The organism is Paenibacillus sp. QJM3NY_38, from assembly GCF_056173265.1.
Genome location: NZ_CM149665.1, coordinates 3,789,735 through 3,810,719, shown reverse-complemented (window position 1 = coordinate 3,810,719; position 20,985 = coordinate 3,789,735). Strand labels below are relative to the sequence as shown.

Annotated in this window: 18 protein-coding genes; 16 read left to right on the top strand and 2 right to left on the bottom strand. The window is 48.7% G+C overall.

Annotation, left to right across the window (positions count from 1 at the left end; genetic code table 11):
- The first annotated feature begins 14 nt into the window (after positions 1–14).
- The 12 genes from AC0VZ8_RS17490 (at position 15) to AC0VZ8_RS17435 (ending at position 15,001) form a co-directional block, all read left to right on the top strand.
- Positions 15–1,718, top strand: coding sequence for a polysaccharide deacetylase family protein (locus AC0VZ8_RS17490; RefSeq protein WP_475483834.1), 1,704 nt, complete (start codon positions 15–17; stop codon positions 1,716–1,718).
- Positions 1,719–1,741: 23 nt separating this feature from the next.
- Positions 1,742–2,980: a DegT/DnrJ/EryC1/StrS family aminotransferase gene (locus AC0VZ8_RS17485; RefSeq protein WP_475483833.1), complete on the top strand. Its 1,239-nt coding sequence runs from the start codon at positions 1,742–1,744 to the stop codon at positions 2,978–2,980.
- A complete protein-coding gene (locus AC0VZ8_RS17480; protein ID WP_475483832.1) occupies positions 2,961–4,868 on the top strand; it encodes an NHL repeat-containing protein in 1,908 nt (635 codons plus the stop codon). The genes AC0VZ8_RS17485 and AC0VZ8_RS17480 overlap by 20 nt, the downstream gene beginning before the upstream one ends.
- Complete coding sequence (locus AC0VZ8_RS17475) at positions 4,855–5,883, top strand: alpha/beta hydrolase family protein (RefSeq protein ID WP_475483831.1); 1,029 nt, start codon at positions 4,855–4,857, stop codon at positions 5,881–5,883. The genes AC0VZ8_RS17480 and AC0VZ8_RS17475 overlap by 14 nt, the downstream gene beginning before the upstream one ends.
- Positions 5,884–5,975: 92 nt before the next feature.
- On the top strand, positions 5,976–7,427 hold the full coding sequence (locus AC0VZ8_RS17470; RefSeq protein ID WP_475483830.1) for an extracellular solute-binding protein: 1,452 nt from the start codon (positions 5,976–5,978) through the stop codon (positions 7,425–7,427).
- A gap of 409 nt (positions 7,428–7,836) precedes the next feature.
- A complete protein-coding gene (locus AC0VZ8_RS17465; RefSeq protein WP_475483829.1) occupies positions 7,837–8,514 on the top strand; it encodes a response regulator transcription factor in 678 nt (225 codons plus the stop codon).
- Positions 8,511–10,331 carry a sensor histidine kinase gene (locus AC0VZ8_RS17460; RefSeq protein WP_475483828.1) on the top strand — a complete coding sequence of 607 codons (1,821 nt, stop codon included), beginning with the start codon at positions 8,511–8,513 and terminating at the stop codon, positions 10,329–10,331. The genes AC0VZ8_RS17465 and AC0VZ8_RS17460 overlap by 4 nt, the downstream gene beginning before the upstream one ends.
- 181 nt (positions 10,332–10,512) lie before the next feature.
- Positions 10,513–11,214 (top strand): N-acetylmuramoyl-L-alanine amidase family protein, encoded by a 702-nt coding sequence (locus tag AC0VZ8_RS17455; RefSeq protein WP_475483827.1) that lies wholly within the window; start codon positions 10,513–10,515, stop codon positions 11,212–11,214.
- 16 nt (positions 11,215–11,230) lie between these two features.
- Positions 11,231–11,908, top strand: coding sequence for a GDSL-type esterase/lipase family protein (locus AC0VZ8_RS17450; protein ID WP_475483826.1), 678 nt, complete (start codon positions 11,231–11,233; stop codon positions 11,906–11,908).
- Positions 11,909–11,943: 35 nt separating this feature from the next.
- Complete coding sequence (locus tag AC0VZ8_RS17445; RefSeq protein ID WP_475483825.1) at positions 11,944–13,350, top strand: MBOAT family O-acyltransferase; 1,407 nt, start codon at positions 11,944–11,946, stop codon at positions 13,348–13,350.
- Positions 13,351–13,362: 12 nt separating this feature from the next.
- Positions 13,363–14,502 carry a DHHW family protein gene (locus tag AC0VZ8_RS17440; protein WP_475483824.1) on the top strand — a complete coding sequence of 380 codons (1,140 nt, stop codon included), beginning with the start codon at positions 13,363–13,365 and terminating at the stop codon, positions 14,500–14,502.
- Between the two features lie 4 nt (positions 14,503–14,506).
- Entirely contained in the window at positions 14,507–15,001 is a 495-nt protein-coding gene (locus AC0VZ8_RS17435) for a DUF4358 domain-containing protein (RefSeq protein ID WP_475483823.1), read from the top strand.
- Positions 15,002–15,020: 19 nt separating this feature from the next.
- Here AC0VZ8_RS17435 and AC0VZ8_RS17430 read toward each other — a convergent pair whose 3' ends face one another.
- Positions 15,021–15,941 carry a helix-turn-helix transcriptional regulator gene (locus AC0VZ8_RS17430; RefSeq protein WP_475483822.1) on the bottom strand — a complete coding sequence of 307 codons (921 nt, stop codon included), beginning with the start codon at positions 15,939–15,941 and terminating at the stop codon, positions 15,021–15,023.
- A gap of 98 nt (positions 15,942–16,039) precedes the next feature.
- On the opposite strand from AC0VZ8_RS17430, the gene AC0VZ8_RS17425 reads away from it, so the two are divergent.
- Positions 16,040–16,504 (top strand): VOC family protein, encoded by a 465-nt coding sequence (locus tag AC0VZ8_RS17425; protein WP_260067793.1) that lies wholly within the window; start codon positions 16,040–16,042, stop codon positions 16,502–16,504.
- A gap of 78 nt (positions 16,505–16,582) precedes the next feature.
- Positions 16,583–17,152 carry a YdeI/OmpD-associated family protein gene (locus AC0VZ8_RS17420; RefSeq protein ID WP_475483821.1) on the top strand — a complete coding sequence of 190 codons (570 nt, stop codon included), beginning with the start codon at positions 16,583–16,585 and terminating at the stop codon, positions 17,150–17,152.
- 232 nt (positions 17,153–17,384) lie between these two features.
- Here AC0VZ8_RS17420 and AC0VZ8_RS17415 read toward each other — a convergent pair whose 3' ends face one another.
- The gene (locus tag AC0VZ8_RS17415; RefSeq protein ID WP_162487530.1) at positions 17,385–17,900 is read right to left on the bottom strand and encodes a hypothetical protein; all 516 of its coding nucleotides are present in this window, start codon (positions 17,898–17,900) and stop codon (positions 17,385–17,387) included.
- A gap of 517 nt (positions 17,901–18,417) precedes the next feature.
- On the opposite strand from AC0VZ8_RS17415, the gene codB reads away from it, so the two are divergent.
- On the top strand, positions 18,418–19,695 hold the full coding sequence (codB, locus tag AC0VZ8_RS17410) for a cytosine permease (RefSeq protein WP_475483820.1): 1,278 nt from the start codon (positions 18,418–18,420) through the stop codon (positions 19,693–19,695).
- Positions 19,664–20,932, top strand: a complete 1,269-nt coding sequence (locus tag AC0VZ8_RS17405; protein WP_475483819.1) for a cytosine deaminase — start codon at positions 19,664–19,666, stop codon at positions 20,930–20,932. The genes codB and AC0VZ8_RS17405 overlap by 32 nt, the downstream gene beginning before the upstream one ends.
- Positions 20,933–20,985 lie beyond the last annotated feature (53 nt).

Below are 20,985 nucleotides of genomic sequence, written 5' to 3'. Positions count from 1 at the left end.
GGGAGAGATGTATCATGAGAAAGACAGCCAAAATCGGTTTATGGTTTAACAAGCGGTCGGCGGAGTACCTCTGGAGACACGGCCAGGACCTGTTTCAGCTTTATCTGGAGGAGGTGCTTGGGCATGCCGGCATTCCTTATACAAGGTTTGATGATGCCGATACCCTTGAGTCCTATCATCCCGATATCATCGTCGTGCTGCACGCTGGAGAGAAGGAAGAGGATCTGAACCGACTGGAGCAGTGGGCCCGACAGGGTGCGACGCTCATCAGCTACGGTGGATTGAATCGTATGGCCGGCCGGCTGGGCTGTACCCGGTTTGCCATCCGGGATGCGGTGTATGGCAATCTGTCGGGGTTAAAATATGCGCAAGGCATTCCGGTTCTGAGGGCGGTAATCAGTGATCCGTGGATGGTATCGCAGACATCTGTCATGCCGGTTGAAGCAGACGGCGTTCTGCGCCGGCTATGGAAAGATGGTGCCGAGGCGTCCGCGGCCGTCATCAAGTTCCCGCTCGGCGGCGGACGGCTGATCCGCTGGAATGTGGACATTCCTGCGAACATCGTCATGCTGCAGCAGGGCGGAGGGCCGGTCGTGCAAGACGGCATACCTGCTCCGGACGGAACAGGAGCGGTGGACGAAGGCATTCTGAAGGCGGATGACCGGTGTGAGCTGGACTGGAATGAGGACCGCTCGGTGACAGAGACCGGTATGCCTTATTTTGATACGCCGTATGCAGACTGGTGGCGCGAGGTGATTGTCCGCCAGCTGATGGAGGAAGCGGATGCGCTTGGATTGTCTCTTCCGTTTCTGGATTATTGGCCGGAAGGCGTCCATCAGGTGGCCATGATTTCGCACGACAGCGACTTCAACGTTGAGGAGGCGGCCCGAACGACCTTGAGCGTGCTTCAGAATAACGGCGTCCGATCGACCTGGTGCATGATCGAGCCGGGTTACTCTCCTTCGTTGTACAAGGAAATTCGGGCAGCCGGGCATGAGCTGGCTTTTCACTTCAATGCTTTGGAGCAGGAGAATGGCATATGGAGCGCCGAAGAATTCACACGTCAACTGAACGTGATCCGGAGCACCAGCGGATCGCCAATCGTATCGAACAAGAACCACTATACCCGGTTTGAGGGCTGGGGAGAGCTCTATGAATGGTGCGAGTTGAACGGCATTGAAGCGGATCAGACCCGGGGGCCGAGCAAAAAAGGAAATGTCGGCTTTCCGTTCGGTACCTGCCACCCCTATTATCCTATCGCTCGTTCTCATGAGCGAAATCGGCTTTACCGGGTGCTGCAGATCGGCTTTCTGACCCAGGATCTGGAGCATCCCACACTTTCGGATGTGTCGGTGATTGCCCCGTTTCTCGAAAAGGTGGCGGAGGTCCGCGGCGTCGCTCACTTTCTGTTTCACCAGCAGCATATCCATAACCTGGAGCAGGTCCGGCACGCGCTTACGCTTGCCGTCGAAACCGCGAAGCGTCTTGGTTATGCGTTCTGGACGAGCGAGGAAATCACTCGATGGGAGCAGGCCAGACGAGCTGCGGTACTGCGGGTCGGAGCAGACGGAATCCTGATTGCCGAGAATCTTCCGCAGGGAGCGGTATTGCGTCAGCCTTTGAATGCGGAGGCGGACCCGTCAGCTTCACGGACGGAAATTCGCTTTGGGCGCCCGTGTGCAGAAGCGGCGAGCAGCGTGAAATCAGCAGCTGAATAACGACGATGAGGAGGAATCAGATCGTGGAAATGTTAGCGATTCATGGTGGAGCGCCAGTCAAGACCGGTCCTTTTGGCACAGGTAAAAGATTCGGGGATGAGGAGGCCGCGCAGCTGCTTGAGGCGCTGGAGCAAAACACGCTATTTTATCATTTCGGCTCCAAGGTTAAACAGTTTTTGGCCGATTTCAATGCGATGTACGGCCGGGAATACAGTGTGGCGACATCCTCCGGCACCGCTGCCCTTCATGTCGCGCTTGGTGCGGCTGGCGTCTCCGTAGGGGATGAGGTCATAACAAGCCCGATTACGGACCAGGGAACGCTGATCGGCATTCTGTATCAGAATGCCATCCCGGTGTTTGCCGATCTGGAGCCGCACACTTACAATATGGATCCGGCTTCGGTTGAGGCGCGCATCACACCGAGAACCAAAGCCATTATCGTCGTCCATCTCGCGGGATATCCGTGCGATATGGATCCGATTATGAAGATCGCGAAGAAGCATGGCATCAAGGTTATCGAGGATTGCGCACAGGCCTATTTGACCCGGTACAAGGGCAGGCTGACCGGGACCATCGGAGATTACGGCTGTTTCAGCACGAATGATTTCAAGCATATTTCCACCGGGGACGGCGGTATGGTGCTGATCAATTCGGGAGCGCGCGAGGATTACGAAACCGCTCACGCCTTTGCGGACAAAAACTATCGGCGTCTAGGCACCACGGTTGACCGAGGAACGAGTTATATTGCACCGAATTACCGGATGACCGAGCTGCAGGGAGCCGTCGGAATCGCCCAGTTGAAGAAGCTGCCCTGGATATGCGAGCGGCGTCAGAAATACGGGGACCGGCTCAATGAAGGATTGCAAGGTATTAAGGGTGTCATTCCGCCGCAGGTTGACCCGGAGCATGACTGTACATACTGGTTCTACATGCTGCGGCTTGACCTGGATCAATTGACCTGCAGCCGCGAAGAGTTTTGCAGAGCGCTGGAGGCGGAGGGCATCCCGAACCGTGCCGGCTATATCCCACAGGTATGTTATTTGCAGCCGCTGTTCCAGAAGCGGCAGGCTTATCCGGGAAGCCATTTTCCGTTTGACGGCAGCAGCGTTTCCTATAAACCCGGCCTGTGTCCAGTAGCGGAGGAGATTCTGGTCACGGCGGTTCAGATTCCACTGAACGAATTCTACTCGCTGAAGGATATTGAGGATATTATTCACGCAGTTGCCAAGGTGGGTGCTTGTTATGCCAAAAGCGATGAGTAATACGGATAAAGTGGGCGGCGGTAAGATCCCGGCGAGGATGGGGGCTTTTGAGCGGATCGGCGTTCCCGCAGACGTGGATGAGAGCCGGTCAGCGGCGGTCTGTCGTAGAGACGACGGAGCCGAACGCATCGTAATCGCTGCCCGGGGATACGTGCTGATTGTGGATCCCGAGACGGGTAGCTGCAGCCAGCTTTATTTTCCGGGGGGTGAGAGCCAGTATCCGTTCGCGTCGGCCAGTGATCTCCGGGGGTGGTTCTATACGGGAGCAGGCCGCTATTTTTACATTGTAGATCCGTTCACTCCAGCATTTGTTGGACAGCACCGGGTTCCTGAAGGGGAAGAGGAAGCGGGATTTGCATTTGCCGTTAAAGGGGATGGACGGGTTTACGCCACAGCGTACCCGGGAAGCTATCTGGTTGAGCTCGACGCTTCGTCGGATTCATCTCGCACGTTATGCAGGCTGGATTCCGAGAGGAAGTATGCCATGACGCTAGCATGCGGAAGCGGCGGGAAGATCTATGCGGGACTAGGCACGACATCGTCGGCCATTGCCTGCTTCCATGAAGAAACCGGCGAGCTGGAGATATTGCTCGAGGGACCCCCGGATATGCCCGGCAGCGCTGCCGTTCTCCAGGGCTGCAACGGCTCTGTCTACGGCTGGCTGCCTTCAGGTGAGAATGGAGACGGACGATGGTACCGGCTTGGCGAGCACGGGGTGGAGCAGGTGCCGGCGGAGGAAGTCGGTCCATCCCTGTATAAGGGAGCAGGTTACAACAAGCTGCATCTGGACCTTGACGGCGGTCGAACGCTGCTGAAATGGCAGCTGTCCGACAGGCAGGTCGTCATCATGGAAGCGGACGGGAGCTTGAGCCGGATACCGCTTGCTTACAAGGGAGGCGGAACACCCCTCTCCCCGCTGTATGGAGGCCCGGACGGCATTTTGTACGGCACCTCGAACCACCCGCTTCATCTGTTTACTTATGATACCACAGCCGGACGTCTGACCGATTGGGGCGGCGATATTGTAGAGCGGGGAGGCGGCGGTAATATCGCCGCTTATGCGGCTCAAGGGAACATCATCGTGGGTGCGGCATATGCAGGCGGCATGGTCCATCTGTTGGATACGGCGAAAGATTGGAATACGGAAGAAGGACTCTGTCGGAATCCTAGGCTGATCTATGAAAATGCCGCTGTCCACAGGCCGAGATGCGCGGCCGCGCATCCGGACGGCCGTCATGTTCTGTATGGCGGATTTCCCGGTTATGGTGCCGCAGGCGGCGGGCTCGGCATCGTGGATGTGCAGGCCGGTCAGGTGGAGATGCTAGAGCACCAGGAAATTGTCAGCGGGCAGAGCACGATTTCGCTGGCGGTACTGCCGGACGGCAGGGTATTCGGGGGCACCAGCATTGAAACACCTGGCGGTGGGATAAGCAAGGCGGGGGAAGCGGCGATGTATGAGTTGAGTTGGCCTGACCGGAAAGTGATTCGGCGCTGGGTGCCGATCCAAGGAGCCAAAGAGATTGCTCAGCTGGCTCCCGGCGTGAAGGGCATCCTGTATGGACTGACCTCGGAATCGGTATTTTTCGTTTATGATGCTGACCTGCAACAAGTGGTTCACTGGAGCGATCTTTCTACATGGGGCCGTATTGTTCGGCAGGGGCTGCTCATGACCGAGCGGGAGGGCCGTCCATTCCTCTTGGGTCTGCTGAGCAGGGCTTTGTTCACCGTGAATCCTGTAAACATGGAGCCAGAGCTGCTGGACCGGCTTCCGGCTGAAGCTACCAGTGGGATCGCCTGCCTGAACGGAGACGTGTATTTCGGTTCCTTTGCTGAGCTGTGGCGGTATCGGCTGGAAGAGGAGGGTAATTCATTTTATGAATCGGTTTAATGGGAACATGATGCCGCTATTAGAGGGTATACATACCCTTGATGCTTGGATGGAGAAGGAGTCCAGACTGAGAGAGCGCTGGCTGCAGCTGTTGGGGGAGCCCCCGGGGCCGGTTGATTACAAGCCGAAAGCGGCCGCAGACAGCGGTGGCTTCCGGGTGATATCAGAGCATGACGAGGAAGATCACACAAGACTTAAGATCGTTTACCATTCCCCGGAAGGGGATCCGATCCAAGCTTATCTTCTGCTTCCTCATGGAAAGCCAGCTGAGGGAGGTTATCCCGCTGTTCTGGCTCTTCATCCGACAACCGAGAACGGAAAAGACGATGTATGTCTGCCTTCCGGTCGGGAGAATCGGCGGTATGCCCTGGAGCTGGTTCAGCGCGGATTTGCCGTGCTGGCACCGGACTCCATCACATTCGGCGACCGGGTCTATGCAGGGGAAGCGCCATTTCAAACCGCTCCGTTCTATCGGCATCACCCCGCGTGGACTGCGGTTGGTAAAATGCTCTCCGACCACATCACGGCGGTCGATGTGCTGTCCTCGCTGCCGCAGGTAAACTCCCACCGGATCGGCGTCATCGGTCATGCGCTGGGCGGCTATAATGGCTGGTTTCTGGCCGGAATGGATAAACGCATCAAGGCTGTCGTCTCGAGCTGCGGGTTTACGATGTTCCGCGGTGATCCGGAGCCGAACCGCTGGGGGCAGCGGGAGTGGTTTTCCCATATTCCTTCCATAACGGACAGCCTGAGTAACGGCGATCTTCCATTCGAATGGCATGAAATCGCGGCGCTTGCGGCTCCGGTGCCGATGTTGATGTGGTGCGGGATGCGAGATCCGATTTTTCCGAACTGGCGTGAGATTGCATCGGGTCTTGGGGAACTGGATGGCTTGTATGATTTTCTTGGCGCTTCATCTGCTTTCGAATGCTGGATCGGTCATGAAGGGCATGACTTCCCGCCGGATATCCGCCAGCGTGCCTATGCTTTTCTTGAGAAGAAGCTTGCAGAGTAAAATATATACACGTTCTTTAAGCGGAGTACATGGAATCCTGATGTTCCTCATGATATACTGATTGTTATAGACATGTATAGGAGCGGTATATATTGTTACGTAGAAGAAATGAATTTCATGAGCGTTATGAACGCTTTGTCCAGGAATTGAGAAATGAAATTGTCTCCGGTGTTCTGCAGCCGGGTGAATTTATTTTGCCGGAAAATACGCTTAGCCAGAAGTATGAAATGAGCCGGGTATCGATCCGGAAGGCGCTGGATGAGCTGGTGAACGAAGGACTGATCGAGAAGATTGCGGGCAAGGGCAACCGTGTGAAGGAGCCGGATGAGGACAGAACGCCTGTCGTACTGAGACTCGCCTGGTTCTCTTCCTCCTATGAGATTCCGATTATCGAGAAAATGATCGAGGCGTTTGAGCGGAAGCATCCGTTCGTTCAGGTGGAAATGGTGCTGTACGCCGAGGACTTCTACACCGAAACCATCATTCGGTCCATTGATGACGGTCAGGGCCCCGATCTGTTTATTATGTCGGATCAGCATTTCCGGGAATGGACCGAAAGCGGGCGAACGAATCTGCTGACAGGATATGTTCCTCCTCGTCTCAGGGAGGAAGGGGTCAGCTATCCGCGGGTCTTCGAGCTGTTCAATCATGAAGGCGACATACTTGCGGCGCCGTTCGTCTTCTCTCCGGTGGTCATCTGCTACAACCGTTCGATCTTCCGTCAGCACGGCCTGCCTTACCCTATCAGTCTTGGCGACTGGAAGGAGCTGCTGGCGGCGGCCAAAGCCTGCACATCGGCCCCGGACGAAGACGGAATGACCGATCATTACGGCTTCTGCTTCTCCTCGTCTCCGAACCGCTGGCCGGTCTTCCTGCTTCAAAATGACGGCAGCATTATGGCTGCAGACCGCAGCCGGAGCACGATGGCGGATCAGCGGAATATCGAAGCTTTGGAGTTTTGCGTATCGCTTATGTACAAGGAGCATGTGTCGCCGATCTTCTCCCATGGCAGCAGTCATTTGGCCGAGAGCCTCTTTATGAAGGAACGGGTTGCCATGATCATGTCCACCTATTACTTCATGAATGAATTCCGCGACCATTCCATCGACTGGGATGTAATGACCCTGCCGAACGGCACCAAGCCCGCAACGATGCTGCTTGGAGGGGGGCTGTCGATCAATGCTGCGAGCAGTCATCGGAGTATCGCCGAGAAACTCGTGGATTTTATGACAGGTGAGGAGGCGCAGACGCTGCTGAAGAAGCACGGCTGCACCATTCCGGCTTTGCGGTCGGTGGCCGAGGATGACCGTCTGCTGAATCCGGACATTCATCCGCAGCACTATAACCGTTTTCTGGAGGTGCTGCCTCACGCTTATCCGCTTCATACCCTTAACCTGAGCCAATCTGAAATATTGACGCTGCTGGATGAACTGAATCTGCTGTGGGCCGGCATGGAAACCCCGGCGGATACCTGCACCCGAATCGAGCAGCTGTTCAACAGCCGCCTCGGCCTGACGGGCGCCGGTACGGGAATGGAGAAGTGAACGAAACTCTTATTCCGACTCACTACGTCAGGTAGCTTGAGCGGTAATTAAATGTATGAAGGAACTTCATGGCAGGATGCCGAAATTGTCAGATGATTCAGATGACAATGACATATGGATTTTGAAAGCCGCATAAATTGCGGCTTTTTTCAGTTGTAGTATTAGTTTTTTTCTAATTGAACGACAAGAGTTTAAGACGAAGCTTGTTACATAATCACTCCATATTGATCTTGTCTGCACCCGATCTTGATTTCTCTATTCTATGATTAGTCCCAAAATAGATTAGAGTTGTGTCTTAGATGACAACGTTTGTCTAGTATTTGAAAAAGTGTTACGATCCAACTGAAGTACACACTGGTGAGTTTGAGGGGCTAATGCTCATGCTCATATAAACTTGAGAGGTTGTCACATGTCTAAAACAATAATGATTGTAGAAGATGAGCATATTTTACGAGAAATCATAAAAGATTATTTGCTTGAAGAAGGTTATGAAGTGCTCGAAGCGGATGATGGCAGAAAAGCTTTGGCGCTATTCCAGGAACATGAGCTGGATCTGATCATTCTGGATATCATGCTCCCTGGATTGGACGGATGGTCCGTATGCAAACGCATCCGAAAAGTATCTAACGTTCCGATTATCATGCTGACGGCCCGTTCGGATGAGGATGATACCTTGATGGGTTTTGAACTGGGAGCCGACGACTACGTAACCAAACCGTACAGCCCTCCAATCCTGCTGGCACGGGCGAAGCGGCTTTTGGAGAGCAGACAGACTCGGGAACAAGAAGACGATACACTATCCAGCAACGGTATTTCCATCCACTTTCCATCCCGAACGGTGGCGGTGGATGGGGAAAACTGCAGTTTGACGCATACGGAATTTGAAATTCTGGCTTATCTGATGAAAAACAAAGGAATTATTATAACCAGAGAACAGCTGATTACAAAAATTTGGGGGTATGATTTTGTCGGTGATGATCGCACGGTCAACAGTCATATCCGCAATCTGCGTTCCAAGCTGGGAGAGCACGCCAAGCATATTGTCACGATCGTTCGATCAGGTTACAAGTTCGAGGACAAGTTATGAAGCAAGGGATTGTTCTAAAGCTGTTTCTATTTACGACGGGATTATGCTTATTCATTCTTGCTGTTATCTTTACCTTGCAGACCGTATTTTTCAAACAGTATTATGTTCATCAGAAAGTGAAGGACGTGAGCGCGGCGCTTCAGGTTTATGAACAAGACTACCTGAATCAAACAACGGACACGCAGGAGACGGCAAAGCTGGAGCAAGATTTTTATCAAAAGCATAACATCTGGGTTACGACTGTGGACACCCAAGGTAATTTAAAGTACACCGATGATTTCTTCATGGAAGTCAAGCTAAGACATTCGGATGAAACCATGTTTTCCAATAAAACGATGACCATTCCTCTGTATAGTGTGATCGACGTAGAGGACTTCAGCAGTGATAATCCCTTCCTCACGCCTTGGATTAAAGAAGGGGAAGAGATCGCCATGGAAGGTTTGATTATGAATGGCCAGCCGGTGATCCAGCGTATGGGAAGGGGCAATTCTAACCTAAGAGACGAAAGCAGGCTGGAAAATTCGCAGATGGTGAGAAAAGAGTACGAGGTCGTCACTCGATTTGAGAGTCCGAACCAATACTTTGAGAAATATCCCACATTTCTGGTCGAGGGAACCATTATGAAGGTCCAGTTACCGGAAGGCGCAGGGGTCTCGCTTTATACCAATCACTTGTTGCTGGACCGCATCAAGGCTTTCCAAGCGGATCTTTTATACGGCGACTGGAAGGATAGCAAGAACCCCAATCAGATCGTGGATTATAAAGAAAATGATGTGAATTACAAAATTTTCGTGAATCGTATCCAAGATCGCGACGGAAATCCCGCATATCTGTTCGCGATGGCGTCACTCCAGCCGGTTAATGAAGCCGCAGGGATGATCAAGGAATACTATGTGTACATCATTATTGCTACTCTGCTTCTCGTGGTGCTGGCATCGTTCTATTATTCTCGTCAGATCACTCGGCCGCTGCTGCGCATCAACCGTACCACACGGCAAATGGCAGACCTTGATTTTTCGGAGAAAATCCCCATTACAACGAAGGATGAAATCGGGGACTTATCACGCAACATTAATGAGCTCTCCGAGCGCCTGCACTCTCATTTTCTTCGGCTTGAGCAGGATATCGAGAAAGAAAAGCAGCTGGAGAATACGAGAAAAGAATTTATATCCGGCGTATCCCACGAGCTGAAAACTCCGCTAAGCGTTATTCAGAGCTGTCTGGCCATTATGAAGGACGGGGTGGCAAGCCATAAAAGGGATTATTACTTTAAGGCGATGGAGGACGAGGTCAAAAGAATGGATCTGCTGATCGTGGATATGCTGGAATTGGCCAAGTACGAATCCGGAACGTATACCATGGACATGGATTCTTTTTATATCGACACCGTTATCGAGCGGGTATGCACAAAATTGGCTGCGGACATCGAAACAAAGCAGTTACATCTTGATATGTCACTGAAGCCAGTCGAAGTGCTGGCAAATGAGCGGCGAATGGAGCAGGTCGTTGTCAATTTCCTCAGCAACGCGATTCGCTATACACCGGAGCAGGAGTCCATTCTCGTCAGTATCTTGGAAGATGGGGACACCGTTAAAGTATGCATCGAAAATAAAGGAGTCCACATTCAAAGCGAACAGCTTGAGAAGATCTGGGACCGGTTTTATCGCGGCGAGCCTTCCCGAAAACGGTCGACTGGAGGGACCGGGCTGGGCCTTTCCATCTCCCAAAAGATTCTGGAAATGCATGGTGTCCGATATGGTGTAACTAACACTCCCAATGGTGTCCTATTCTATTTTCATTTGAATAAGAAAGCGTAGAACCCGGTTCTGCGCTTTTTTAATTGAAGAGTTGTTCTTGAAGGTCTCTTATGGACCTATCAGGAACAGCTCTTTTTGGTTTGCCGCCGCCAAAGCCTATTACTCTATGAAAGTTTGATATCATCTGCACCTTATCTTGATCTCGGGCTACTACACTTTTATCAGGAGGAGGAGAGAAGGTATGAGAAAAGGCAGCTCGATTATAATCACTCTTATGTCTGCGCTGGTGATCGTTCTGCTCTATCAACTTGTTTCCGGGGAAGGGACAGCAAGCGACCGCAAAGCCGGCATGGATGTCCGCTCGGATAAGATAAGAACGCTAGAATACCAGTCGGAAACGCCTTATAAGGTCGTGATTGATTCAGGACATGGCGGTAAGGATAACGGCGCAACGGGAGCCAGTGGTAGTTTTGAGAAGGATTTTACGCTGCAGGTAGCGCTTAAGGTAGAAGAACTGGCAAAACAAGAGCCAGGGATTGAGGTGGTTCTCACTCGATCAGAGGATCGCTTTATATCTTCGATTGACCGGGAACGGCCGGAAATCGCCAATCGACTGGGTGCGGATTTATTCATATCCATTCACGGAAATACGTACGAAGACGCTAGTGTTTCGGGTACAGAAACCTACTATTACCATGAAAATTCCCGGTTCTTGGCGGAAATTATGCAAAAGCATATGGTTCAGACCAGCGGATTTCGGGACCGGGGAGTAAAAAAAGAGGATTTCTTTGTCTTGAAAGATTCGAACATGCCGGCGGCTCTAATCGAAATGGGTTATTTAACGAATCCGCAAGAAGAGAATGAGATGCTGACGGAAGATTACCAATACCGGATGGCAAGCTCCATTCTGGACGGAATTAAAGAAGCTCTAAATTTAAATTAAAGAGAGGAACATGAACATGAAAAAAATAGTTGCAACCCTACTCCTTGGGAGTATTGCACTTGCCTTGGCAGCATGCGGAAACGAATCCACAAGCTCGAGTCCGCAGCAACCGACCACTCAAAACCAAGGACAGGCAACGGAATCAAAAGGCTCCGTAGAAACCGAGTATCAAGCTCTTTTCCAGACCAGCGTTTTTGTGGGGGATTCCATTACGGAGGGTTTATCTTTTCACGATGTGCTTAAAGAGGAGAATGTTCTGGCAGGCGCAGGAAAAACGGCGGAGTTTGCACTTCAAGATATGGCTGAGTTGACTAAGCGGGATCCGGAACATATCTTTATCCACTTGGGATCGGATGACATTTTATGGCCAACGGAAAACCCCACAACCTATTCTTTGAAAAACTATGCGAAGCTGATCGGTATGATCAAGGAAAAGCTTCCACAAGCGAAAATAACCCTTTTATCGGTAACCCCGGTAACGGTGAAAGCGGAAGAACTGGAACCAAGATACAAAAATATCAATGATTATAACGAAGGCTTAAAAGAGTTGGCCGAAAAAGAGAACATTGGATATGTTGATTTGTCCCCGATATTTTCAAACGGCTCGAATGATCTGTACGACTCGGACGGGATTCATTTTAAACCCGAGTTTTACACAAGAATGCTGGACCTGCTAAAAGATCAAGTGGAATAACATGCAATGGATCAATCAACATGGAGGTGTGAATATTGGTCTTTAGCAGCCTAATATTCCTGTTCCTCTTTCTGCCGGTCACCATTCTGATCTATTACGCATCTCCGGTGAATTTTCGAAATGCTGTCCTCCTTGTTGTCAGCCTGATTTTTTATGCATGGGGAGAGCCCATATACATTTTCATCATGATTTTCTCCACGGTCTTTGATTATATCAACGGGCTGCTGATCGATAAGTATAGACATCGGAAGCTGATTGCCAGATCGATTTTTATCGGCTCGATGGTCGGCAGTCTGGGTATTCTCGGATTTTTCAAATATGCGGACTTTGTCGTAGACAACATCAATCAGTTGTTTCATATGAATATCCAAGCGACCGATTTGCCGCTGCCTGTGGGCATATCTTTCTATACCTTTCAAACGATGTCTTATGTCGTTGACGTATACTTGGATAAAGTATCGGTGCAGAAGAACTTCATCTCTTTTGGGGCATATGTGACCATGTTCCCGCAGCTTGTAGCGGGTCCCATCGTCAAATACGGTGATATTGCGGGACAGCTCGTTTCCCGTAAGGTGTCGCTGGACCGTTTTGGCGAAGGGGCGGAGCTGTTCATCAGGGGACTTGCCAAAAAAGTGCTGTTGGCCAATAATATCGGGTTATTGTGGGCGAGTGTTAAAGCAACGCCGATCGAGGAATTGAGCGTACTCTCCGCCTGGCTTGGCATTACCGCATTTACTCTGCAAATCTATTTTGATTTCAGTGGTTACTCTGACATGGCACGGGGACTAGGGAAAATGTTCGGATTTGATTTCATGGAAAATTTCCGATACCCCTACATCTCAAAAAGCGTAACCGAATTTTGGCGCAGATGGCATATTTCGCTCGGCAGCTGGTTTCGGGAGTACGTTTATATACCGCTTGGCGGTAATAGGTCAGGCTTTATGAAGCAGCTCCGGAATTTACTGGTCGTATGGTTTTTAACCGGATTATGGCATGGAGCCAGCTGGAACTTTATCGTGTGGGGCTTGTATTTCGGATTCTTTGTGATCATCGAGAAACGATTTCTTTTGCAAAGTCTTGGACGTTCACCCGCTTTTGTCGGCCATGTCTACACGCTTCTGGTCGTTGTGATTGGCTGGGTATTGTTCGAAATGGAGCAACTGGTTTCCGCTTGGCGTTTCATCAGCGTGATGTTCGGTTTCGGCGGGCATGTTTTTGCGGATCAGCAGGCGCACTATGATTTGTCTACGAATGGTGTATTGTTTGTCGTGTTGGCAATCTGTGTTACTCCGCTTCCAGGAAAGATGTTATCCTGCATGAGGGAAAAATGGAGAATCGCCGGCGTGATTACCGTTCCGCTTATCTATTTTTTATTCATGATCCTGTCGACGGCTTATTTGGTCAATGAAACCTACAATCCGTTTTTATATTTTCGATTTTAAAAGGGGACAGCCATGGAATATTACAAAAATTTCAAAAGTAAATTGCTGGCCTTATTGCTGCTCCTATTTATTAGCGTAATCGCAGTTCTTCATCTTTTGGCGGTGGATCGTTCATTTTCGGAGTCGGAAAACCGGATGCTGAAGCAGCTGCCGCATTTCTCGCTGAAAGCATTGCTGTCAGGAGATTTCACAGCCGATTTCGAAAAATATGTGTCCGACCAATTTGTTTTCAGAGACTTTTGGATCGGGGCAAAAACCGATGCGGACCGGCTCTTGGGAAAAAAGGAGAGCAACGGGGTTTACCTAGGAACAAACGGGTATCTGATTCAGGAGGTTATTCCCCCGGCGGAAGCGGACTTGAGGGAGAAGATCGAAGCCATTCATTCGTTTGACCAGGCCACGCCGGAAATGAATAAATATGTGATGCTGGTACCAACGGCAGCCGCTCTATATAAAGACAAGCTCCCGAAATATGCGATCATCGGCGATCAAGAAGCATACTTAAAAAAAGTAAAGCAATGGCTGAATCCCAATATACGTTTCATCGATGTTTTTCCAAGTTTATATGCTGAGCGCGATCAACCTATATTTTATAAAACCGATCATCATTGGACTACTCAAGGCGCTTATGTCGGCTATCTGGAGCTTTGCAGGCAAATGGGGCTGATACCGCAGAATGATGAAGACTTTAATATCCAGCAAGTTACAGATGAATTTTTCGGTTCGCTTTATTCAAAAAGCGGGTTCAGACATGTAAAGCCCGATCGACTGGAGCTTTACTTGCCAAAGGACCAGGAGAATTACACCGTAACGTATGTCGATGAAGAGAAGACTGCGGATTCATTGTATGCGATGGAGCAGCTGCTCAGAAAGGATAAATATGCGGTGTTTCTTAACGGTAACCATGCACGAATCCATATTAAAACGGCTAATCCGAGCGGTAGAAAGCTGCTGGTGGTCAAAGATTCGTACGCTAACAGCCTGATTCCTTTCTTAATAAAGCATTTTAGCGAAATACATGTGATTGACCTTCGATATTATGATGAGGATTTAGCGTCTTTCGTGAACGAACAGGGGATTCAGGACATGCTATTGCTTTATAATGCGAATACGTTTTTCGAGGACCCATCCATCAAAAATGTAACGGAGTGATTAAATGAAGAAACAATGGAGCGGGAAAAGGAGTTTTTACCCCGTTATGCTTGCATTCATCGTCGTAATTGGCGTATTGTCCGGTTGCGTAGGCAAGGATGACAAGACTTCAGAACAATTGACTGCCACCGAAATCGGAAAAAGTATCGAACAGGCAGTTAGCCTAAAAGACATGAAAAAGCAGGATCTGAATAAGCTGCAGAAATTGTATAAGATGGATGCAGACAGCATGGATGATTTTATTCTATATACGTCTACATCGAATGTAAAAGCTGATGAATTGGCCGTTATCAAGCTGAAGGATGAGAGTCAGGCAGAAAGCGTCAAAAAGAATATGGAGCAACGAATCGAAGCGCAGAAAATGAAATTCAAGGACTATCGCCCCGATGAATATTTTCTGGTCGATAATCACGTGTTAAAGGCGAAGGGGCGATTTATTTTCTTCGCGGTTTCTAAAGACGCCGAATCAATGGAACGCACGTTTGACAGTGCTTTTTGAAAGAAGCCCAGCTCAAATCCTAATTTTCCAAATAAGAATATTTCTCCACCATTTTATATAAATAATTTCGAAACTCTTCGATGTATGATTTAGGTTCTACGATTTCCAGATTGGTGCCGAAACCTGCTAAAAATTGAAATCCAATAGGGTTCTGAGGAATATGGATGGTAGCCAGGAAATATTCAGAACTATAGCTTTCAATACTCTTTCGACCGTACCTTTCAATGAATTGATCTTTTATGCTTGGCGAAATCAATGCCTTTATAGCGACAAGTTGCGGTTGATAACGGGTTGTTTCTTGTTCTAATGCATAATCTCTCGGGTTAAAGGTTTCTTCATTCATATTGAGATTATCGATCCTGGATAATTTAAATGTTCTATAGCTCTGACGATGTAAACAGAATCCCTTCAGATACCAACTCGTCTCGCTGTAATGAAGCTGATACGGTTCGACGATTCGATTCGTTATCATGCCATTTTTATCTATATAATCAAATGAAATTATTTTTTTCACTGATATCGATTCCTGGCATGTCTTCAAGGTTTGAAGAACCTCGGACCGACCCTCCCAATCATAAAATGACAGTCGGACTGAACCTTTCAGTGACAATGGGCTAACCATGGCTTCTATTTTTTTAATAGTCACTTCAACTTCTTCGCTAATTAGAATTTGTTCCAATCCGCCGAGCGCAGTCAATATATTCTCCAAGTCGGAGCTGCTTAAAAGACGTTTATCCACCTTGTATTCATCCAAAATACCGTATCCGCCATGAATTCCATGAACAGAATAGATGGGGATGTTGGATAAACTCAGTGTTTCCATATCGCGAAGAATCGTTCTTTTGGAAACGTTAAATAATTGTGCGAATTCTTTTGTTGAAACGATATCTTTTTTTAGCAATATCATGATAATCGATATTAATCTTTCAACCTTCTCCATAGCTGCCCCTCTTTTGGTACAAATTTTTAAATGGTGACATGCGTCTGTCACCACTAATAAATTATACTTCATTTATCAAAAGAAGGAGGTACAACTTTATGTCAGCTATAGCATACTTGAATTTTGATGGAATCGCCGAAAAAGCGATTGAATTTTATTCGGAGGCTCTCAATGCGAACGAGGTAAAAAAAGTGAAATTCAAGGATTTTCCGCAGGATCCAAATTATCCATTGCCAGAAAACGAATTAAATATGATCATGGAGTCTTCAATAGAATTTGCAGGCGGGAAACTCATGATGTCGGATATTTTGCCTTCCATGAAGGCGGTAACGGGCGAGTTGGTAAAAGGAAATAATGTGCTTATTAGTTTAGTCATGGATGACAAACAAACATTGGAAGAATACTTTAATCAATTGTCTGTTGGCGGCCATGTTGTAATGCCGTTATCCAATACTCCTTGGTCTTCGTGCTTTGGCATGCTGGTTGATCAGTTCGGAGTTGCCTGGAAATTTAATAGCGACGCAGATAAGTTTCTTAATAGTGTCATTTCCAACAAACAGTAACTCATTCAAAACATGGCCTTCCAATGAAAGGCCATGTTTTAATATTTCCTTTAGAAAGGAGGAGGAGAGGTTTTATCTATGGAAATTGAACATATGATTCCAGCAAAAACGAGAGAGGATTTAAGAATTTGGCTGCAGAATCATGGCAAGACCGAGAAGTTTTGCTGGGTTTTGGTTAGTATGACGCCAACCCCTCATATGTTGTTATATTTGGACGTCGTTGAGGAAGCCTTATGCTTTGGATGGATTGATGGAGTCAAAAAGAAAGTGTCCGAAACCGGGCTGGCCCAGAGACTGTCTCCTAGAAGCAAAAAAAGCTCATGGACCGAATTGAATAAAGAACGTGTCCGCCGCCTCGAAAAGTTGGGGTTCATTAGTGAGGAAGGCAGGAGGGTTCTTCCTGACATGGATCCCGGTTCTTTCAGAATAGACAGGGTCGTAGAACAAAGGCTAAAAGAGGAAAAGCAAGTATATGAGAATTTCATGGCATTTCCCGATCTTTATAAAAGAGTTCGGATCGACACGATACAAAGCTATAAGAATCAGCCGGAATTATTTAAGAGCAGATTAGACAAATTCATAACCAACACGAGAGAAAACAAGATGTACGGTCAATGGAACGATAATGGCCGTCTATTAGATTATTAATATTTCCTGGGGCAGTAATGTTGCAGTGACAAATGAATGTGGCAATTCAATAAAAAGCATATTAAAAGACCAACCTATCATTGAACTGCACCTCCAATGTTAGATGGTATCTAACAATTGGGGTGCAGTTCACATCAGAGTTGGTCTTATAATAAGATGCATATGATAGCTTAATGTGCAACCATCATGTCACAATGACTTTGTTTTCATTTTTTATTTCAATCACGGTAGTTTAATCCCATAACTTCACAGAGCCGGATCCACTGAAGCTTTCATAGACATAAAATTCTGCCTTCTTGTTGTCCCCGTCGACATAGTTGCTGATTCCCCGGTAGATCAGTGTGTCGCCAGGGTATAGAAAGTATTCATAGCCAGTCACAAGTTCGTCGGCATTGCTGCCCGGATCGTATTCCCGAAGCTGATACCAGGCCCCGCCGCCCGGACCGCTCACAACTTGAAACTTGAAATCGCCGCCGCCAGAGTGAACGTAATTATTCGGGTTTTGTGAGGAAACCGTTGAGAGACTCCCAAGGTAATCCCATTCGCCTGCTCCCATAGGGGTGGCGACATCACCATTGGCACGAATTATCGTGACGTTAGGGGCAGAGTCAACAGTTTCTCCCACAGCTCTGGATTCCATTTCGGGTTCGTCGGCAAACATCGTGGAAAAGGGAACTGCGAATATAAGTATCAGGGTGGTCAACATAATGCGCAACCAGCCGACACTTGTTTCTTTCCGATGCTTCACATCCATCGTCCTCCTTATTATTTCGATGTATGAAATCAGGGATAATGTAACACACCTAGAATGGAATAACAACCATAATTTGCTAAATTTGATTTAATTATATAAAAATGAAACTTTATGTCTATGACTTTGGTCACTAAGTCTGGTCTGATGACTCAGCACATTGTTGGCATGACTACATCAATGATCTAAACATCGTTCGAAAAAACGAACCGGACAGTCATAAACATCGATAGTTGTTTCACATTGGATAATTATAACATTGACAACTGTAGGTTTTTCCAAAATAATAGAATGTAATTGAATACTGGTACCTTTAATTCAGTCCAGAGAGGCTGGCAAGGGCAGCGGATTTTTTATAATCACGCGAGAATCAGTCCGTATTCCGACAGGGATGCTCTGCGTCTTCGCGCGGGTTATGATATGAGAAAGAGGCTACTTGTCAGTGAAGACTTGACGAGTGGCCTCTTTTTTCTGCTTCTTTGGTATCAGAACACTTTAACCTGGAGGTATTCTGATGAGCAAACAAGATCAAGAGTTTTCGTGGCAAGCGGTGCCGAACACGCAGAGAAACCATTTTTGGAAGACGTTATCCGTCATGTTAGGGTTCACATTCTTTTCGGCAAGCATGCTGGCAGGGGGGACGCTCGGAGTCGGCTTGACGTTCATGGAGTTCATTGGAATCGTGCTCGCGGGCAATTTGGCACTCGGCATCTATACAGGAGCGCTGGCGCATATCGCTGCCAAAACAGGCCTTTCTACGCATTTGCTGGCAAAATATGCTTTCGGTGAGAAAGGGTCGTACCTGCCATCATTCCTTCTCGGCTTCACGCAGGTTGGATGGTTCGGCGTCGGTGTAGCCATGTTCGCGATACCGGTCGCCAAAGCGATGGGTTGGAACGTGTACCTGTTAATCTTCTTGTTTGGTCTTGCCATGACGGCATCAGCCATCTACGGCATGAAGTCGCTCGTCATTCTGAGTTATATTGCGGTTCCGGCCATTACCATTCTTGGCGGTTATTCCATGTTCGAAGGCGCAGGCTCGCTTGGCGGCCTTCAAGGCTTACTCGATTACACGCCGGAACAGAGCCTCACTGCGGCAGCGGCACTAACTATTTGTATCGGCTCATTTATTAGCGGCGGGACCTTGACGCCGGATTTTGCACGGTTCTCCCAGTCGTCCCGGCAGGCGGTGACCGCGACGGTCATTGCGTTCTTCCTTGGAAACTCGCTCATGTTCCTGTTCGGCGCAGTCGGCGCAATGGCGTATAACCTGGCAGATATCTCGGAGGTCATGTTCCTGCAAGGGCTGATCATTCCCGCAATCATCGTACTCGGGCTGAACATTTGGACGACCAATGATAATGCGCTTTATGCTTCAGGACTGGGCTTTGCCAACATTACTAAAATTTCAAAGAAATTATTCGTCATCGTAAACGGCATCGTGGGTACCGTATTGGCCATGTGGATGTACAACAATTTCGTTGGTTTCCTGAATGTGCTGGGTGCGGCGATCCCGTCCATCGGAGCCATCATCATCGCGGACTACTTCTTTGTAAAGCGCAGAAACTATAAACCGTTTGCCGACATGACTTTCAAGAAGGTAAACTGGATAGCGATGGTGGCTTGGGCTATCGGCGTTGCTTTTGCCCAGTTGGCTCCGGGAATAACGCCATTGAACGCACTGATCGGTACGGCGGTGGCCTACATCGTGTTAATGCTGATCGTTCCTGCCAAAGAATCCAATGAAATGGGGAAATCAAATGATTATACAGAACGCAAAATTGCGGGGTAAAGAAGGTTTGTGGAATATCGTCGTGAAAGACGGGAAGTTTGGTCTAATCACGCAGTCTCTGGAAACAACTGCGAATGAGGAAGTCATTGATGTGGGCGGCTCGCTGGTGCTGCCACCGTTCATTGAACCTCACATTCACCTGGACACAACATTAACGGCGGGCGAGCCGGAGTGGAATTTGAGCGGAACGTTGTTCGAAGGCATCCAGCGTTGGTCCGAACGCAAGGCGTTCCTGACGCATGAAGACGTCAAAACGCGCTCTAAAACAGCACTGAAGTGGCAGATGGCGCAGGGCATCCAGTATGTACGCACGCATGTGGACGTTACCGATCCAAGCTTGACCGCAGTTAAAGCGATGCTGGAAGTGAAGGAAGAAATGGCACCGTACATTGACATCCAGCTTGTAGCATTTCCACAGGAAGGCATTCACTCCTACCCGAACGGTGCGGAATTGCTGGAGGAGTCGCTGAAAATGGGTGTCGACGTGGTTGGCGGCATTCCGCACTTCGAATTCACGCGGGAATATGGCGTCGAATCGATGAAGATTGCGTTTGACCTCGCCGAAAAATACGACCGTCTCATCGACATCCATTGCGATGAAATCGACGACGAACAATCCCGTTTCGTGGAAGTCGTCGCCAAAGAAGCATACGAACGCGGGCTGGGCTCCCGCACGACGGCAAGCCACACGACAGCGATGGGTTCATACAATGATGCATATACGTACAAATTGTTCAGATTGCTGAAGATGGCGGACCTCAATTTCGTCTCCAACCCTCTGGTCAACATCCACCTGCAGGGACGCTTCGACACGTATCCGAAAAGAAGAGGGCTGACTCGCGTCAAAGAGCTACAGGAAGCCGGTCTTAATGTGTGCTTCGGTCACGATGACATCTTTGATCCATGGTATCCGCTAGGCACAGGTAACATGCTTCAAGTGCTGCACATGGGCATTCATGCTTCGCAGTTGCTCGGTTACGATCAGATCGTGAACTCGATTGATCTCATTACGAAAAACAGTGCAAGAACGCTGCATATCGAGGATGTGTACGGTATTGAAGAAGGCAAACCTGCCAACTTCATCGTTCTTGAAGCAGAGAACGAATATGAGGCCATTCGCAAACAAGCCGCAGTGCTTTATTCGTTCAGAGGCGGCCGCAAAATCGCCGAAACGAAGCCGCGGGACACGTCGATCATCCTAGAGGGCGGTTCGGAGAAGGTCACTTTCAATAAATAATCTATCAGGCATTAAAATCCGCGAATTTAGCGGATTTTTTTGTTTTAGAAACT

Coding starts and splice junctions, on each gene's coding strand:
- AC0VZ8_RS17490 (WP_475483834.1), top strand. CDS start 15: ATGAGAAAGACAGCCAAAATCGGTTTATGGTTTAACAAGCGGTCGGCG.
- AC0VZ8_RS17480 (WP_475483832.1), top strand. CDS start 2,961: ATGCCAAAAGCGATGAGTAATACGGATAAAGTGGGCGGCGGTAAGATC.
- AC0VZ8_RS17475 (WP_475483831.1), top strand. CDS start 4,855: ATGAATCGGTTTAATGGGAACATGATGCCGCTATTAGAGGGTATACAT.
- AC0VZ8_RS17465 (WP_475483829.1), top strand. CDS start 7,837: ATGTCTAAAACAATAATGATTGTAGAAGATGAGCATATTTTACGAGAA.
- AC0VZ8_RS17460 (WP_475483828.1), top strand. CDS start 8,511: ATGAAGCAAGGGATTGTTCTAAAGCTGTTTCTATTTACGACGGGATTA.
- AC0VZ8_RS17455 (WP_475483827.1), top strand. CDS start 10,513: ATGAGAAAAGGCAGCTCGATTATAATCACTCTTATGTCTGCGCTGGTG.
- AC0VZ8_RS17450 (WP_475483826.1), top strand. CDS start 11,231: ATGAAAAAAATAGTTGCAACCCTACTCCTTGGGAGTATTGCACTTGCC.
- AC0VZ8_RS17440 (WP_475483824.1), top strand. CDS start 13,363: ATGGAATATTACAAAAATTTCAAAAGTAAATTGCTGGCCTTATTGCTG.
- AC0VZ8_RS17435 (WP_475483823.1), top strand. CDS start 14,507: ATGAAGAAACAATGGAGCGGGAAAAGGAGTTTTTACCCCGTTATGCTT.
- AC0VZ8_RS17430 (WP_475483822.1), bottom strand. CDS start 15,941: ATGGAGAAGGTTGAAAGATTAATATCGATTATCATGATATTGCTAAAA.
- AC0VZ8_RS17425 (WP_260067793.1), top strand. CDS start 16,040: ATGTCAGCTATAGCATACTTGAATTTTGATGGAATCGCCGAAAAAGCG.
- AC0VZ8_RS17420 (WP_475483821.1), top strand. CDS start 16,583: ATGGAAATTGAACATATGATTCCAGCAAAAACGAGAGAGGATTTAAGA.
- codB (WP_475483820.1), top strand. CDS start 18,418: ATGAGCAAACAAGATCAAGAGTTTTCGTGGCAAGCGGTGCCGAACACG.
- AC0VZ8_RS17405 (WP_475483819.1), top strand. CDS start 19,664: ATGATTATACAGAACGCAAAATTGCGGGGTAAAGAAGGTTTGTGGAAT.